The organism is Alteromonas sp. ABV2_168 (genome assembly GCF_056161165.1).
Map to the genome: position 1 here is coordinate 147153 of NZ_JBSWYQ010000003.1, position 17178 is coordinate 164330.

Consider the following 17178-nt stretch of genomic DNA (forward strand, 5'->3'; position numbering starts at 1 on the left):
CTCACGGATTATTCACCACGATACGCAGGCCTTCCAGTTGAACTGTTGCAGACTGCAGCGCGGCGGTTAAGCCCGTCAGCTGGGTCTCAATAAATTCGATTTCACTGTCCCGTATTGACGGATTCTGTGCTTGTAAATCCCGTAAGCGGCGGGCTTCTGCGCTAAGGGTTGCCTGCATGGTTTCAATGGCATCATGCTGAATTTGGTTCGCTTGTTGCTGAGCCGCTGCGGTGGCTTTTTCAATGTGCAGTGTCAGCGGTTGTTGCAATGCCTGAATCAGTTGCTGAACAATTTTTCTGCCGGCTTTACGGGGAGCGTCAAAGACCAGGTCTACCGGTTTTCCGTGGCCATCGGTACAAATGCGCAGCGGTGTTGCCGGCAGGAAGCGGCCCGGTTGCAACTTGCGATCTGCGTTTGCCTGAAGTACAAACAGTGACTCCAGCCAGAATGCCCCTTTCGGCAAACCTTTATCAGCGATAAACCCGACACTGGCTTTACCCAGTACATCCGTTAATACCATATCGATGGCATTGTGGACCAGCGGGTGGTCCCAGCTTAAAAAGTGCACATGCTCAAGCGTGGTGGCAATGCGGCGGCGATAGGTGACTGTCATACCTTCAGGATCCAGCCCCGGAAGGTGGTTAACCATCGATTCTGATGGTGTCAGAATGAAGCAGTCGTTACCTTTCTCTTCCTGATTAACGCCAAGGGCATCAAACAGGCGGCCCATGAAGCGGGACAGCTCAACAGATGCATCCTGCTCAACAATTTCTTCGAGCAGCCCGTCTACCTTACCTTCCCCTGACGCATTCAATTCCAGCAGACGATCGCGGCCGGCATCCAGTCTGGCTTTCAGTGTGTCATTCAGGGCTTTACTGGTGGTAACCAGTTCAGAAACCAGCGCTTCGTTTTCAGGGTCAAGGCAGGCTTCCACCAATTGCGCCTGCACTTCTTCGAATACACCTGAGCCTGTGGGGCAGGTATGTGAGAAAGCACCTAACCCATCACGATACCATTTCAACAGCACTTCCTGAGCAGACTGACTGATGTAAGGCACGTGGATTTGAATATCTTTTGTCTGACCAATGCGGTCCAGACGACCGATACGCTGTTCCAGTAAGTCCGGTGTAAGCGGTAAATCAAACAGCACCAGATGATGGGCAAACTGGAAGTTACGGCCTTCGCTGCCAATTTCACTACACAGTAAAATCTGCGCCCCTTCTTCCGGGTCGGAGAAATAGTGGGCCGCTTTATCCCGCTCTACAATACTCATGCCTTCATGAAATACACTCTGGCGAATACCGCTGCGGGTTCTGATCACTTCACCCAGTTGCTGTGCGGTGCGTTTGTCGGCACAAATCAGCAGAACTTTGGCAGGGCGGACTGAGGGTAAAAATTCCAGCAACCAGTCAACACGGGGGTCGTTATCGGTCCAGCTGTTAACCAGTGCGCTCTGGCGCTCCGGATATAACGCGTCGAAGAGTTCACCGCCGCAGACGGCACTGTCGTACATTTCCGGCAGAGGCAACGGATAGCTGTTCAGCATTCTTACCGGGAAGCCTTCAATACCGGCGCGACGGTTACGGAATAACAACCGGCCTGTGCCATGTGTATCAATCAGCTGGCTGAGAATGGCTTTACGTGTGGCCGGTTCATCCATATCGCTGTAGCGGCCGGTTATCTCAGGCGCGAGAGACGTGAGTTTTTCTCTTGCGTCTGCAGATAACGGCTCGTCTGTGAGTAACGGTGACACTGCCTCTGCCAGTGCACTGTACTGACTTTCTTCTTCGAGGAAGTGATTGTAATCATGGAACCTGGCAGGATCTAACAGTCGCAGTCGGGCAAAGTGACTCTCATGTCCCAGCTGATCAGGGGTAGCTGTTAACAGCAGAACGCCGGCGGTGATTTCTGCCAGAGCCTCAATGCGCTGATATTCTTCAGAGGGGGCATCCGTGGACCATGCCAGGTGATGGGCTTCGTCGACAACCAGTAAATCCCAGCCTGCATCCAGCGCTTGCTGGTGGCGTTTAGGATTGTCTTTTAAGAAACTGATACTGCACAGTACCAGCTGGTCGTTCTCAAACGGGTTCGTGCCCGACTCGTCCAGCGCATCGCAACGGCTTTCATCAAAAATAGCGAAGGCCAGATTTACCCGGCGCAGCATTTCAACCAGCCACTGATGGACCAGAGAGTCCGGTACCACAATGAGTACCCGCTGTGCCCGGCCGGTTTTTAACTGGCGATGAATAACCAGTGCGGCTTCAATGGTTTTACCCAATCCCACTTCATCGGCAAGCAATACCCTTGGTGCATGACGGTTGCCCACTTCAGAGGCAATGTGTAACTGGTGAGGGATTAATTCAATCCGCGCACCGGACAAGCCAATCGTGCCTGATTTCAGGTACGCATGCTGATGTTCCAGAGCTTTCTGGCGCAGTTCGAACCACTTTGGAGTATCGGTTTGAAAGTTAAATAAACGCTGCTCCGGCTGGTTCAGCCGGATGTGATGGTCGAGAAAGGTTTCCGGCAGTCGCGCCGTTTCTTTGGTGTCTTCGCGCAATCCGTGATAAATCAGTACACCGTTGCTTTCTTCTACCTTTTGTATTTGTAAAGTCCAGCCTTCTTCGCTGGTAATTACGTCGCCTTCAGTAAAGATAAGACGGGTAAGAGGGGCGTTGTCCTTCGTGTAAATACGGCTGTCACCGGTTGCAGGAAAAAGTATCTCAACAGAACGAAAATCGACGCTGAGCACAGCCCCTAAACCTAATTCAGACTCAGTGTTACTCAACCAGCGCTGACCGGCTGAAAACGTATTTACAGAACTCATATTACCACCCTTTATTTTAGCGGCCGGTATTGTACTGAACACCGCTGTACGAATAAAGCCGTGAAGCACCATACCGGGTAAGTTTCACAGAAGTGTAGCCGAAGGCTGGCGGACTGCTGATGAAATCGGGTTCGGGTTTGCCGCCCGCGCAATCAGAAAAGAAATTGATAGCCAAGCCGGGAAAACTGGATTATGGTTAATTTGAAGGTCGACGCGACATGGAGTTGAGCGTCCGGTTCGACACAGGCTTCTTCTCCTTCGCGGGACTCTTGATTGCACGTCAGTAATCAGGCGGGCGAGGTTTTACTCTTGACGGAGCGAAGGATGCCAAGAAAAAAATCCACAGAAACAAAGATCTACGTTTTAGATACGAATATTCTGCTACACGAACCCCTTGCATTTCTCTCATTCAAAGAAAATGACGTTGTCGTTCCGATGACCGTTCTTGAAGAACTCGATTACATCAAAGACAGTAAAAAAGACGTTGCCCGTGATGCCAGAGTGTCTATCCGCTCAATGGAAGACTTACTCCATGACGCCACCCCGGAAGACATGCTGGCAGGCGTATCCCTCGAAGGGCTGGGTGCAGGAGAAAATAAACCCACTGGTGCACTGTCTATTTTCGCTGATTTGAATATGGCTGAATCCCAGCAAATATTTACCAGCAACGAAAATGACAACCGTATTATTAATGTGGCGCTGCATCTGCAGAAAACCTATGCACCCCAGCAAGTTGTGCTGGTGACGAAAGATCTGAACATGCGCCTGAAAGCAAAAGGCGCAGGGCTTGCTCACGTAGAGGACTACCGTACCGACCAGCTCATCACAGACATTAAATACTTGTCGAAGGGTTTCCATAAATTTGAAGGCAATTTCTGGGAAAAGGTGAAATCGGTGGAAAGCCGCTCGGAAGGCAGAGACACCATCCACACGATACCCCGTAATGTCATGGAAGATCCCTATATCAACGAATACCTGCTGGACGATACGCAGCAGTTCGCCGGTATTGTTGAGGATATGACTTCTGACGCGCTGGAAGTGCTCGATTTAGGATACGAGCGGTTAATGAGCCGTCATGCATGGGGCATATCTCCTAAAAATATTGGCCAGGCAATGGCACTGCACTCGCTGTTGGACCCGCATATTGACCTGGTTATTCTTACCGGGCCTGCCGGAAGCGGTAAAACATTGCTGGCGCTGGCTGCCGCCCTTGAAATGGTGGTAGAGAAGAACATGTACGATAAAATTATCGTTACCCGTTCTACGCCGGAAATTGCTGAGTCCATCGGTTTCCTGCCGGGCACTGAGGAAGAGAAGATGGCCCCCTGGCTGGCAGCCATCACCGATTCGCTGGAAGTCTTGCATAAGCATGATGAAAACGCGAAAAGCTCGATGAACTACATCATGGAGAAAGCGAACATCCAGTTTAAGTCCGTAAATTTTATGCGGGGGCGAAGCATCCAGAACTCCATAGTCATCCTGGATGAATCGCAAAACCTGACGGCTGCCCAACTGAAAACCATTATTACCCGGTGCGGGGAGGGCACTAAGCTGATTTGTTCGGGTAACCTGGCACAGATAGACAGCAATTATCTGTCAGCGGTAACATCGGGGCTGACCTATCTGGTAGAAAGGTTCAAGAATTTCTCCGGCAGCGCCACGATTAATCTGGACGGGGTGGTACGCTCACGTCTGGCAGAGTTTGCCGAGCAGGAACTCTGAGCTGAATGATTCCTTTCAGGCCGCCTCAGCGCGGCCTTTTTTACTGAATTTCTTCCAGCGTATATTTTTTCTGTGCTACGGCAAATTCAGAGGTTGGCGCAATTTCACCCACTTCGTATAACGCCGGGCCGGTGGGTTCTATCAACACGTAGGTTTTGCCGTCGGCTTTTATGGTTCTCTCACCTTTGCGTGGTGTAAGTGCTATGCCCAGCAGGGCGTGGTCAGGTAATAACACCAGTACCATGGCGGTGTCTGGCAGAAAAGCTCTGGCAATAGAAGCGGTCAGTACGGATTTGCTGTCACAGTCACCACGGTTTTCAGCCAGCAACTGGGCGGGTGGCGCAAAACCTGAACCGTTACTTTGTGCCCGGTTATCCAGTGCGTCGTAGGGAATGCTTTGCACCCAACTGAGCAGAATATTGAAATATTCTCTGGCATCCGCCTGCGCATCCACTTTCTCGTAAAATGCCTGGGAGAGCGGGATTAGTGTACCGGTCATCTCATTAATGTACCTTATATGATCCGGCTTGATGGCTTCCTGATTAAATGATGTGCGGTAGCGTGTGTAGTAGTGCTGGTGCAGGTAATCGTTGAATGCTTTTTCCTTCGCTTGCGCCAGCTGGCCCTGAATGGCTGTCAGTTTTTCCTTATTACGGGATTTCACCTTTATTGATACTTTGTCGCCCTGTTGCCTGATTTGAATATTGGCATCTTTAGGGTTGAACTGACGGGCCACATTCAGCAACTCTACCGTTACATATCGCATGGCAAGCTCAGGACGGTAATTTTTCTGTTCCCTTGGTCCCGCTGCCAGCTTTTTGTTATCCAGCGCAAAACTGACAGACTGGGTTCTGTCCTGAGCATCAAGCCACTTGTACTGGTACGTTGTCTGGCCGCCGGCAGTATTTTTTTTAAAAGCCGTTTGTTCTGCTATGGCGCCGGTAGCGGCAAACATAAAACAAAACAACCACCACCGGAGCAGAGAGATATTCATATCAGATCGTATCCATTTGCGCCGGGGCGCAATGCGTCAAAATCCGCCGGAACAATCTGCCCGGCAATTACACAGAGTATGGAACAAAACCTGAATTTAACAAAGGGTTAAGCAGTAAACCAGTCCAGCTTCTTATGCAGTGTGACTACGCTGCCCACAATAATGAGTGTAGGGGGCTTCATTTCATCCAGTTGCGGATGAGCGGTGATAGTATCGAGAGTACCGGTAATGACTTTCTGAGACTCTCTGGTTGCTTCCTGAACCAGCGCAATGGGCGTGGAAGCAGACAAACCGTGTTCAATCAGCTTGCTGCAAATAACAGGCAGGCCGGTGAGACCCATGTAAAACACGATAGTCTGATTTTGATGTGCAAGTGCCGGCCAGTTCAAATCGATGGTGCCGTTTTTCAGATGGCCGGTAGCAAAGGTAACAGACTGGGCATGGTCGCGGTGTGTTAACGGAATACCGGCGTAAGTACTGGCACCGCTGGCTGCGGTAATGCCGGGCACGACCTGAAAATCGATACCGGCGGCTATCAGTTCTTCGATTTCTTCGCCGCCACGACCAAATATGAACGGGTCGCCCCCTTTCAGACGGACAACACGGTTACCTTTTTTCGCTTCTTCGACCATCAGTGAATTGATTTGGTCCTGAGGCAGTGTATGGTTACTTTTCGCCTTGCCCACATAGATCTTTTCGGCGTCCCGGCGCACCAGTTCAAGAATGGCAGGAGACACCAGCCGGTCGTAAACCACGACATCCGCTTTCTGCATCAGGCGCAGGGCGCGGAATGTCAGCAGATCAGGATCACCGGGGCCTGCACCTACCAGATAGACCTGACCTTCAATTTTTTGTTCGCTTTGCGCTGCTGACAGTGCTTCCAGAAATTTGGCGTTGGCTTTGTCGTCCTGGCCTTTTTCTACCAGCTCGGCTATGTCGCCATCCAGTACGTCTTCCCAGAAATACCGTCTGGCCGTTACGCCCTTCAGTGAGGACTTCACTTTCTCACGGAATTTCTCGGAAAAAGCGCCCAGACGGGAGATATTTGCCGGTATCACTGACTCCAGCTTCTGACGTAAATAACGCAGTAATACCGGAGCGACACCACCGCTGCTCATTGCAATAACAATGGGGGAACGGTCAATAATCGAGGGCGTGATGAACTGGCAAAGTGGTGTGTTATCTACCACATTAACCAAAATGCCTTTTTCACGGGCAATATCATGTACATGCTGATTAATGCCGGTTTCGCTGGTGGCCACAAATACCATTTGCTGATCGGTCAGATCAGTATCCGCAAATTCACGTTCAATGAGTGTGACCCGGGGATTATCCGCGTAGGATTTTACGGTGTCGCACATCCATGGCGCGACAACAGTCACGCTGGCTTCGGATTTCAGGATTAACTCCAGTTTTCGGGCTGCCACTTCTCCGGCACCTACGATCAGGCAATGAGATTGTTGAGTGTCGATAAATAACGGGAAGTAACGCATGTGCCTGTGGATCCTGTAACGCTGATAATAACGCAGTGGTGATAGGACTATTTTGACGGGATTCCGCGGAAAGAAAAGAGTTGTTTTGTGCCTTCTTATTTCCAAATGGCATATAAAAAAGGCAAGCTATAACGCTTGCCTTCGAGCATTTAGTTTTTGCGGGGAGCCCGGCGCTTTGGCGGCGTATCGGACCACTCGCGGATAGACAACTTTTGTCCGGCTACGCGGGTGTTCTGCAGCAGCTCTTTGGTTTCACGGGGCATGCCCTGAGGCAAATCAACGGTGCTGAATTTATCATAAATTTCGATAGCACCAATGTTCTTGCTGTTGATATTCCCTTCGTTAGCAATTGCACCAACAATGTTACCGGGCTTGGCACCGTGAGTATGACCAACATCAATACGGTAACGCTGCATGCCGGCTTCAGGCTTGCTTGAAGCGCGCTTACCACGACGGTCGCCTCTGTCTCCGCGGGGGCCACGGTCGCCACGATCACGGGGGCCGCGGTCACCACGATCTTCCCGTTGTGGTTTGCTGTGCAAATCAGGACGGTCAGATTCTTTCAGTAACAGTGGTTCGTCACCTTGTGCCAGTTTGATCAGTGCGGCAATCAAACGCTCAGGCGAAGCTTCTGTTTCCTGTTGTAAAGATTCCACGATAGGCATCAGAGATTCCAGGCTGTCATCACTGGTTGCTTCGCTCACCGCGTGCTTGAACTTGCTCAGGCGCGTTTCGTTCAATTCATTAATTGAAGGAATCGGCATACGCTCAATGGGCTGACGCGTGGTTTTCTCAATGGCGAAAAGTAAACGCTTTTCACGGTGAGAAATGAACAGAATTGCTTCACCACTACGACCTGCACGGCCTGTACGACCGATACGGTGTACGTATGACTCTGTATCGTAAGGAATATCAAAGTTAACAACGTGGCTTACACGTTCAACGTCAAGACCACGGGCAACAACGTCTGTTGCAACCAGAATGTCGATAGCACCCTGCTTGAGTTTTTCTACTGTGCGTTCACGGGCATTCTGCGGGATATCACCGTTCAGTGGCTCAACATCGTAGCCACGGGCAGACAGTTTGTCAGATAATTCAACAGTCGCCGTTTTCGTACGTACGAAAATGATCATGCCGTCAAACGGTTCCACTTCCATAATACGGGTTAACGCTTCCAGCTTATGGTGTGGTGCAACCTGGCAGTAACGCTGACGGATAGTGCTGGCCGTTGAAACTTTCGATTCAATTTTAACGTGCTTCGGATTTTTCAGGTAACGCTGGGTAATCTTTTTGATTGGTCCTGGCATGGTTGCCGAGAACAGCGCAGTCTGCTTTTCTTCCGGAGCATGACTTAAGATGGTTTCAACGTCATCGATGAAGCCCATGCGCAGCATTTCGTCAGCTTCGTCGAGCACCAGAAACTTCAGTTCACTTAAGTTTAATGTTTTGCGGTTAATATGATCGATGATACGGCCCGGGGTACCAACAACAACCTGTACGCCACGTTTAAGCTGACGAATTTGGTTATCGTAAGACTGACCACCGTATACAGGCAGTACCTTAATTTTCTGCGAAAAGCTGGCATAAACCTGAAAAGCTTCCGCCACCTGAATAGCGAGTTCGCGGGTTGGAGCAAGTACCAGCAATTGCGGTAATTTTGCTTCCGGGTCGATATTTGCGAGCATTGGAAGGGCAAAGGCCGCAGTCTTACCTGTACCTGTTTGCGCCTGACCTAACAGGTCATGGCCTTCAAGCAGTAGCGGGATACTTTCAGCCTGGATGGGGGATGGCTTTTCATAGCCAACTTTCTCCAGAGCCTGTAGTATGCTTTCTGGTAAGTTAAGGTCTTTAAATGTCAGCTCGACAGTATTGGTCATTAATGATCCTGAATGATTATATGAAAGAGGTGGGCACGGCACACGCCGGCACGATTACCCGGAGTACCCCTGAATCATGTATCTTCTGTGAATCATGTATCTTGAGGTGGCGCGGGCTGTTTTACTAAAGAGGTATTATATTCCAGATAGGAGTGGAATACCAAACAAGAAAGTAAAGGTACAAAGGATGAATTATAACAAAACAGGAAAACGGATAATAGTGCCTCTGGCGATTGCTGCATGCTTATCTGCGGGTCTCACCGGCTGCGGCAAAAAATCCACAGAAGAACACCTTGAAGCTGCGAAGCAGTTCGCCAATGCGAATAACAGTGATGCAGCCATTATCGAGTTTAAAAACGCGATAAAAAGTAATCCTAAAGCACCTGAACCCCGTTTCGAACTGGGTAAATATTATCTGCAAACCGGTGACTTTGACGGCGCTGAAAAAGAGCTTAACCGTGCACTGGATCTGGGGCAGTCTGCCTCGGAAGTGATTCCTTATCTCTCTGTGGCCTACCAGAAAACCGGTGCTGAAAATGCGCTGGCCGGTGTTGATTTTCAAATGGAAGGCATGACGGCTGTCGAATCTGCAGAAGTTGGCTTCTACAAAATGCAGGCCATGGCGCAACTGGGCAAAAATGAAGATGCGCTGGCGCTGATTGCTCAGTTAGAAACCCTCGATACCAGTTCGGTGTATAAGGGGCTGGCGTTAACTTACCGCGATATTATCAATGAGAATGCAGAAGGTGCGCTCTCATCATTAAAAGCCCTGCGTGAGCAGGCACCGCAAAACAAAGATGTGTTGCAACAGTTAGGCAAACTGGCGCTGGCGACAGGTGATAAAGCGCTTGCCATGGATGCCTTCGGAGACTACGTAGAAGGTAACCCCACTGATGTAACCAGTAAATTTGCTTACATCACGCTGCTAATCGAAGCAGGAAAAACTGAAGATGCCGACCCGATGGTCACGGAACTGCTGAACAACAATCCTCAGCATCCGTTACTAAACCAGTATAAAGGTATCATCGAAGCCAATGCCGGCAATTATGAAAAAGCCATGAGTTTCCTTGAAACTGCCATGCGTAATGGCAATAACAATCCGGCGATCAGATTACTGGGCGGCTATGTGGCTTATCAGATGCAGGATTTTGCCGCAGCCAATGAGTACCTGTCTGAGGTGGCGCCTGCTTTACCTGCCGATCATCCTGCGTTACGCATGCTGGCCGACAGCTTGTTGCAGATGGGGCAGGGAGAAGACGCATCACAGATCCTGAATCGGGTGGAAGTTGACGGTGAAGCCGGTGCATCACTGTTTTCAAAAGCCGGTTATCAGTTGTTGCGTCAGGGCAACGTGGTAGACGCCAAAGCCATGATTGAAAAATCCGGCACCATGAGTGAAACCGCAGAAGACCTTGCCAGACTTGGTGTGCTGCAGTTATCGGTTAATGATATCGACGGGTTAGTGAATCTGGAAGCTGCCGCCAAAATGGCGCCGGAGTCTGTAGTGACGCAACGTACGTTGATCACGGCTTATATGACCACAAACAAACTCGATAAAGCGAAAGCCGCATCGCTGGAATGGGCTGAAAAAGAACCGGACAACCACACGCCACACTTATTCCTGGCGGAAATTGCATTTAAGCAGGGTGACAAAGAGGGAGCCCTGGCTGAAATTGAAAAAGCCAAAGCGCTTAATCCCGGTACCACTGAAATCGATCTGGTACAGGCCAGATTGCTTCTGTCTGAAAGCGACGTGCCGGCAGCAGTGGCGGTGTTAAATAATATTCTCAAAAAAGAACCGGGTAATGTACAGGCAAGAGATGTGTTATACACCGTCGCTGTACAGACTAATGAAGCCGATGCTGCCGCCGTTGCACAAGGTGTTTATGATCAGCTTCAGAAAACGCCGGATGATCTGAATTTACGTTTATTAGCGGGCCGTATCGCCTTTGCCAATAACGAAGATGACAGAGTGATGAGTTTGCTGGCGCCGGTACAGGCTACGGTCAAGACGCCTAAGTTATACTGGAACCTCAAAGGTCAGACGCTTATCCGTCAGAACGACGTGAAAGGCGCTGCGGCACATTACGATGCGTGGCTGAAACTCTATCCTCAGGACAAAACTGCTGTGCTGGGAATGTTGTTACTGTTAGATGCACAGCAACAATATCAGCAGGGGCTGAATCTCACTAATGCATTTCTGGCGAAACAACCTGACAGTCAGGTCAAATTACTTAAAGCCCATTTTCTGGCTATGACCCGCCAACCCAAGCCTGCAAAGGCGATTCTGGATGATATGCCTGAAAACGTTAAAGCGTTGCCCTTTGTGCGCAGTATTTACGCCCGTGTTGCTATTTTGGAAGGTAAGAGCGCCGATGCTGTGAAAGATGCCATGACGGCATATGACGCCAATCCGAACAGCCAGAATGCGTTACTGGTGGTTGCAGCATACGAAACGTCTGGTCAGGCACCAAAGGTGAACCCGTTTATAGACAGTCATCTTGAGGCACATCCGGCTGATATCCGCATTGCCATGTTAAAGGCCGAGCGGTTGATCGGCTCCGATAAAGAAGGGGCGAAATCTGTGTACGCCGGTATTTTAGAGCAAATGCCGGAGAACTTTGTGGTACTGAATAACCTGGCTTACCTGTACTACGAAGATGGTGAACTGAATAAGGCCATGGAGCTGGCCCGTAAAGCCGTTGGCCTGCAGCCTAAAAATGCGGATTCAGTTGATACACTGGCGCAGATCCTCGTTCAGCAGGACAAGTATGAGGAATCACTGTCTCTGTATGAGTCGGTGGTCAATGATCAGCCTGTTGCCGATATTGTATATCTGAACTACGTTCAGCTGCTGCTTGATATGGGCAAAAAAGAAGTCGCACGTCGCAAAATGCGCAATCAGGAATTCACGACAACCGACGGGCAGAAGCGGGCGGAACGTATCCGCGTTCGCTACAGTCTGTGATTACCCGGCATTCAAAGGTAAACAAAAATCCCCGCTGAGCCGTCAGCGGGGATTTTTTTATGCTTCACCGTGATGGATTAAACTGATCAGTCCGGTGATTTTTGTAACTTGTTTACTGTCTCACGGAGTGATTTCAGTTCGGCCATCACATCATTCAGTGTGGGCTCATTATTTTCAGCGGCGGCTTCACGGCGGGCGGCAGCGTTTTCCTGCTCCATGACACCTACCACAATACCAATTACCATATTGAGGAAGGCAAACGCCGTAAAGAAGATAAAAGTGAGATAGTACAGCCAGCTGAGCGGGTACACTGCCATGGTTTCGTACATGACATCCGTCCAGTCTTCAAAGGTCATTACCCTGAACAGTGTCAGCATGGAAATAGTGATATCGCCCCACAGCTCACTGTTAATTTGCTCAAATAAGGTGCTGCCAACGGCGGCATAGATGTAAAAGATGATAAACATCAGCAGCATGACATAGCCAAGCTGAGGCAAGGCTTTTACCAGTGACACCAGCAAAATCCGCAATTCCGGTATAATGGAAATCATCCTTAAAACCCTGAACACCCTGACCAGCCGCCCTACGAGAGCAAGATCGGTGCTTTCAGCCGGGATAAGGCTGACAATCACAATCAACGTATCAAACCAGTTCCAGAAGCTTTTGAAGAACTGTTTTTTATTTTTCTCGCCCAGAAAGCGAATGGTGATTTCCGTCAGGAAAAAGGCACTGATAAACCAGTCGAGTATTAATGTTACCGAGGCAAAACCTCTTGGCATATCATAGGTTTTGGCGCCTACCAGTAAGGCGGAGATGATGATGACTGAGATGACAAAAATCTCAAATGTTTTATTAGAACGGATCCGTTCAAAGCGATTCTGGAGTTCAGTGGCTTTCATGATGTTGGCAAAATTACTACTTAAGTATAAATATTAAGAATCAAGAGTGTTTCAAAAATGCAGTTGGTTTTTCTACAATGTCATTAACGTTAACATCATCGAAGGCATGTATAATGGATGACTCATTATCAGGCTTGCAAGGAAAATTGCTGGATACCAGTGAAAAACTGGAGAATTTTATTCCCACTTCAGAGCATGCTTCCTCGCTGAAAGAGGACCTGCATGACTTGCTATCCATGCTTTCTGCGTTGCAATCCCATTCAGCAGACCCGGGCCAGTAATCTTATTTCATGCACATACGAAAAAGCCGTTTGCCCGCTAAGGCAAACGGCTTTTGCTTTTCTCTTCACAATTAACTGTTTTCGGTATCCGCCGGACGTAAACCTTTGTTAATCATTTCAATATCCTGTGCTGTCAGCGTACCGGCTGCCTGTTTCAGGTTAACTACCGCCTGAATGAAATCGTAGCGGGCACCAGCCAGGTTACGGCGGGCATCAAACAGGTTTTGCGTGCTGTCCAGTACGTCAACAATGGTACGGGTACCCACATCGAAACCGGCTTCAGTGGCTTCAAGTGCACTGCGGGCAGAAACCACAGCCTGTTCCAGTGCGCGGATTGTCGACATCGATGCTTTCACATCGTTAAACGAGCTGCGTACTGACTGAACAGTCTGACGATAAGTCAGTTCCAGATCCTGACTGGCAGAAATGTAGTTAAACTTCGCCTGCTCAGTTTGTCCCGATACGCTCAGGCCCTGGAAGATAGGTACGTTCAGTTGCACACCAACGCTGTAGCTGTCGAGGTAAGGCGTGGTGTTGTCGATAACTTCGTTACCTACAGTCGTTGTACTGTGAGTTTTGTCCTTACCCGCAGACGCAGTTAAATCCAGTGTTGGCAGGTGACCGGCACGGGCAGAAGAAATGTCTTCTTTCGCAATGTCCATCGCCAGGCGGTTAACCAGTAACGATAAGTTCTTCTCTTCGGCGGTTTCCAGCCATTCATCCGGGGTGGCCGGTTGTGGCATGGTTGCAGAGAAGTTCTCTGTATTCAGTTCGTACAGTCTGTCGTGGTACTTACCGGAAATTACACGAAGTGCTTCAAGTGCCAGCTCAACGGCATTTTCTGCCTGAATCTCCTGAGCAATGGTATTGTCGTAGTTAGCTTGCGCTTCATGCACGTCAGTGATCGCCGTTAAGCCCACTTCAAAACGTTGCTTGGTTTGTTCAAGCTGACGCTCAATGGCACTTTTCTGAGCTTTAACAAATTCCAGGCTGTCTTTCGCACGTAACACATCAAAATACGCAGTGGTTACCCGTACAATCAGTTGCTGCATGGCAGAGGCCAGAGTGGCGTCACTTTGTTCTGCTACTTTTTCAGCGCGGTCCAGACCTACCCAGTTAGCGTGATCGTACAATGACATGGAAAGGTTCAGGCCATAGCTGGTGGTATCACTGTCGGAGTCAATCATGGTGATACCTTCGCCTAAAAACTGGGCACGTTCAGCAGAAGACGTGGTATAACCTACGGTTCCTGAAATTTGTGGCAGCAAAGAGGCACGGCTGATGGTAATACCTGAGTAGGCAGCGTCCCGTTGCGCTTTGGCCTGATTTACAACCGGATCATTTGCCAGTGACTGCTGATATACTTGCAAAAGGTCGTCTGCAAATGCCGTTGCCGGAACACCTGCGGTAATACCTAATCCAACCATCAACGATAAGAGTGTTCGTTTCATTAATGTGCCTTCCTGTAATTATTGACGGTCCACTGGACTCATAAGCTATGAAGTGTATGAAATCACTCCGTAAACCGGTAGTCTGTTCTGGTAACAGGGCGTGTTTAACTGTAACAGAATATGTTATCGCCGCTTTTCTCTGTAAGCTTGAGTACGGCTTTTTACCAGAAAACCAAAATGGTGATTAAACAGCCGGTTTCAAGTTGACCAGTATCATAAGGCTTTTACATGCGAGAGTGAATGTAAATGAGCAAAAAAATCGGGATGTTTAACTCAAACGATATAAAGATTGAAGCAAAAACGCCATTGTATCAGGGCTTTTTTAAAATGGTGCGTTACGACTTCAAACACAAGCTGTTTGCCGGTGGCTGGAGCGATACAGTACGCCGTGAAATATTTGAACGGGGTCATGCCGTTGCCGTTCTGCCTTACGATCCTGATACGCAGGAATTCGTACTGATCGAGCAAATCCGGATAGGGGCAATGGCCACCAGTGATAATCCCTGGTTAATTGAAGTTATCGCCGGCATTATCGATGAAGGTGAAACCGAAGCGGATGTGTGTTGCCGTGAAGCTGAAGAAGAAGCCGGTATTGTGCTCAGGCAACTGAGTAAAGCTACCAGTTACCTCGCCAGTCCGGGCGGCACCACGGAGCGTATTCATATTTTTATGGCCACCACGGATGCCACTACCGCCAGCGGTATTCATGGCCTTGATCATGAGTCAGAAGATATCCGAGTTCACCGTGTGGCAGAAAAAGACGCCCTTGAATGGCTGGAAAATGGCCGCATTGACAACGCTGCTACCATAATTGCGCTACAATGGTTCTTCATGCATAAAGAAGTACTGTTGAAAAACTGGAGTCAGGTTTGAATCAGACAACGCGAAAATATGTACCACATCTTCCCAGCATGCAGGCACTGTGTGAACTGAACTACAGCCGTTTCCTGCGTTTGCTGCCGGACTGTGATACCGAATCGCTTGTCTACCGGTTTTCAGTGGCAGAACAGTTTACTTATCAGATTACCATTGATGAGGCTGCCCGTTACACCACCACGCTGACGGTTTCTCAAAACAGTACCGGCACGCCGGAATATCTGAAACCGTCTATGTCTGTCAGGTTGTATCACGATGCCAGAATGGCTGAAGTCATCACCAGCCAGAACACCGGCGCGTTTGCCCCGTCATACGATTATCCCAACAGCAAAATGCGCCAGCGCAACGAGAAACTGATGATTAATATCTTTCTGGCAGAATGGCTGCAGTTTTGTCTGAAAAATAAACCTGTGGTATCGGCCCCGGTTTAATGCGGCTGCTGCAACTTTCCGATTGTCACCTGTTCGCCGATCCTGATCAGACAGCATACGGTGTTAATCCTTATCAATCGTTAAGCCGTGTGCTTGAATGTGCCGCCGGGGAAGCACCGGACAATGTGATAATTACTGGCGATGTCAGCGGCGATAACAGCGAAGAAAGTTACCGGCATTTTCTGTCACTGATGGACCGGTATCTGCCCGGCTGTGAGTGGCGGGTCGTAGCCGGAAACCATGACAGTAACGCTCACTTTGAAGCTATATTCGCTGAACACATTCTTCATGCCGGCAACGCCTGGTGCATCAATAACTGGAAAGTACACGGGCTCGATACGCGTTTTCAGGGCGCCCGGGGACAAATTCTGCCGGCAGAATTGCAGGCGGTGAGTGCAGATATCAACAGTACCGCTGATTGTTTTCATTTACTGGCACTGCATCATCATGTTTTGCCTACCGGCAGCTGGATGGATAAACACGCCCTGGAAAACCCTCAGGATCTGCTGGCCTGGCTTGAGTCCGCTACCAGTATCGCTCTGGCAATACATGGTCATGTGCATGCCGGATTATGTTATGAAGCCGCCGGAATCTCCGTGCTGTCAGTACCCTCGACCTGTTGGCAATGGCAGCTAAACCCTGAATTTGGCACTGCTGCGTTACCCCCGGGATTCCGGGAAATTATGTTGTCGCCTGATGGCGAATGGACCTCTTCAGTCAGGAGAATTGAATGATTCACGTGTTGTACCTGCACGGCTTTCTAAGCTCACCTAAATCAGTAAAAGCGCAACAGACCCTCGCCTGGTGTGAAAAGCACCGGCCGGATATCACATTACATATCCCGCAACTGTCGAATTACCCTTCTCAGGTGGGGCTGCAACTGACAGACTATATTCAGGCCCATCCACAACTGACAGAAGCGGGTCTGCGTGCCATAGGCAGTTCAATGGGAGGCTATTTGTCTTCCTGGCTGGTGGAGCAGTACGGCGGCAAAGCGGTATTGATCAATCCGGCGGTAAAGCCATTCGAATTGTTGCTTAAATACGTTGGCGAGCATGTTAACCCGTATACCGGTGAGCCTTTTAGGATTGTGCAGGAAGATATGGCGATACTGAAGACAATGGACAGCGACAGCTTAGCGGCACCGGAAAGCTATAAGGTACTGCTGCAAACCGGTGATGAAACCCTGGATTACCGTCAGGCTGAAGAAAAGTACGCTGACAGCGACCTTATCATTGAGCAGGGCGGCGATCACAGTTTTACCGGTTTTGAAAAACACCTGCCGGCTATTTTCCGCTTTCTTGATTAAAATCCGGCAGGGGGCTGTGTTGCAGCTTTTCCGCAAGTAAGCCGAACAGC

At 49.5% G+C, this 17178-nt stretch carries 13 protein-coding genes; 7 read left to right on the plus strand and 6 right to left on the minus strand.

Features of this window, described 5'->3' with window-relative positions; all coding sequences use genetic code 11:
* Position 1 precedes the first annotated feature (1 nt).
* Positions 2–2827 (minus strand): RNA polymerase-associated protein RapA, encoded by a 2826-nt coding sequence (gene rapA, locus ACXAH4_RS06230; protein ID WP_474852273.1) that lies wholly within the window; start codon positions 2825–2827, stop codon positions 2–4.
* 324 nt (positions 2828–3151) lie between these two features.
* Here rapA and ACXAH4_RS06235 point away from each other — a divergent pair, with 324 nt between their 5' ends.
* Positions 3152–4549, plus strand: coding sequence for a PhoH family protein (locus ACXAH4_RS06235; RefSeq protein ID WP_474845158.1), 1398 nt, complete (start codon positions 3152–3154; stop codon positions 4547–4549).
* Positions 4550–4589: 40 nt separating this feature from the next.
* Here ACXAH4_RS06235 and ACXAH4_RS06240 read toward each other — a convergent pair whose 3' ends face one another.
* The 3 genes from ACXAH4_RS06240 to ACXAH4_RS06250 all read right to left on the minus strand — a co-directional run bounded on the left by ACXAH4_RS06240 (position 4590) and on the right by ACXAH4_RS06250 (position 8913).
* A complete protein-coding gene (locus ACXAH4_RS06240) occupies positions 4590–5543 on the minus strand; it encodes a hypothetical protein (protein WP_474881140.1) in 954 nt (317 codons plus the stop codon).
* A 107-nt stretch (positions 5544–5650) separates the two neighbouring features.
* Positions 5651–7036 carry a siroheme synthase CysG gene (gene cysG, locus ACXAH4_RS06245; RefSeq protein WP_474881142.1) on the minus strand — a complete coding sequence of 462 codons (1386 nt, stop codon included), beginning with the start codon at positions 7034–7036 and terminating at the stop codon, positions 5651–5653.
* Positions 7037–7185: 149 nt separating this feature from the next.
* Positions 7186–8913: a DEAD/DEAH box helicase gene (locus tag ACXAH4_RS06250; protein WP_474845152.1), complete on the minus strand. Its 1728-nt coding sequence runs from the start codon at positions 8911–8913 to the stop codon at positions 7186–7188.
* A 187-nt stretch (positions 8914–9100) separates the two neighbouring features.
* Here ACXAH4_RS06250 and prsT point away from each other — a divergent pair, with 187 nt between their 5' ends.
* Positions 9101–11881, plus strand: a complete 2781-nt coding sequence (gene prsT / locus ACXAH4_RS06255; RefSeq protein WP_474881143.1) for an XrtA/PEP-CTERM system TPR-repeat protein PrsT — start codon at positions 9101–9103, stop codon at positions 11879–11881.
* Between the two features lie 86 nt (positions 11882–11967).
* Here prsT and ACXAH4_RS06260 read toward each other — a convergent pair whose 3' ends face one another.
* Positions 11968–12780: an ion transporter gene (locus ACXAH4_RS06260; protein WP_303573822.1), complete on the minus strand. Its 813-nt coding sequence runs from the start codon at positions 12778–12780 to the stop codon at positions 11968–11970.
* Positions 12781–12893: 113 nt separating this feature from the next.
* Between ACXAH4_RS06260 and ACXAH4_RS06265 the strand changes: the two genes are divergently transcribed.
* Positions 12894–13061, plus strand: coding sequence for a hypothetical protein (locus ACXAH4_RS06265; protein ID WP_474845148.1), 168 nt, complete (start codon positions 12894–12896; stop codon positions 13059–13061).
* A 71-nt stretch (positions 13062–13132) separates the two neighbouring features.
* Here the strand turns inward: ACXAH4_RS06265 and tolC are convergent, their stop codons facing one another.
* Complete coding sequence (tolC, locus tag ACXAH4_RS06270; protein ID WP_119500025.1) at positions 13133–14512, minus strand: outer membrane channel protein TolC; 1380 nt, start codon at positions 14510–14512, stop codon at positions 13133–13135.
* Positions 14513–14758: 246 nt separating this feature from the next.
* On the opposite strand from tolC, the gene nudF reads away from it, so the two are divergent.
* From nudF to ACXAH4_RS06290, 4 genes are read left to right on the plus strand one after another with little or no spacing between them, the layout of a single operon-like run.
* Positions 14759–15385, plus strand: a complete 627-nt coding sequence (nudF, locus tag ACXAH4_RS06275) for an ADP-ribose diphosphatase (protein WP_474845146.1) — start codon at positions 14759–14761, stop codon at positions 15383–15385.
* A 38-nt stretch (positions 15386–15423) separates the two neighbouring features.
* On the plus strand, positions 15424–15819 hold the full coding sequence (locus ACXAH4_RS06280) for a DUF1249 domain-containing protein (RefSeq protein WP_119500027.1): 396 nt from the start codon (positions 15424–15426) through the stop codon (positions 15817–15819).
* On the plus strand, positions 15819–16553 hold the full coding sequence (locus ACXAH4_RS06285; RefSeq protein WP_474881144.1) for a metallophosphoesterase family protein: 735 nt from the start codon (positions 15819–15821) through the stop codon (positions 16551–16553). Before ACXAH4_RS06280 ends, ACXAH4_RS06285 begins: the two co-directional genes overlap by 1 nt.
* Positions 16550–17128 carry a YqiA/YcfP family alpha/beta fold hydrolase gene (locus ACXAH4_RS06290; RefSeq protein ID WP_474881146.1) on the plus strand — a complete coding sequence of 193 codons (579 nt, stop codon included), beginning with the start codon at positions 16550–16552 and terminating at the stop codon, positions 17126–17128. Before ACXAH4_RS06285 ends, ACXAH4_RS06290 begins: the two co-directional genes overlap by 4 nt.
* Positions 17129–17178 lie beyond the last annotated feature (50 nt).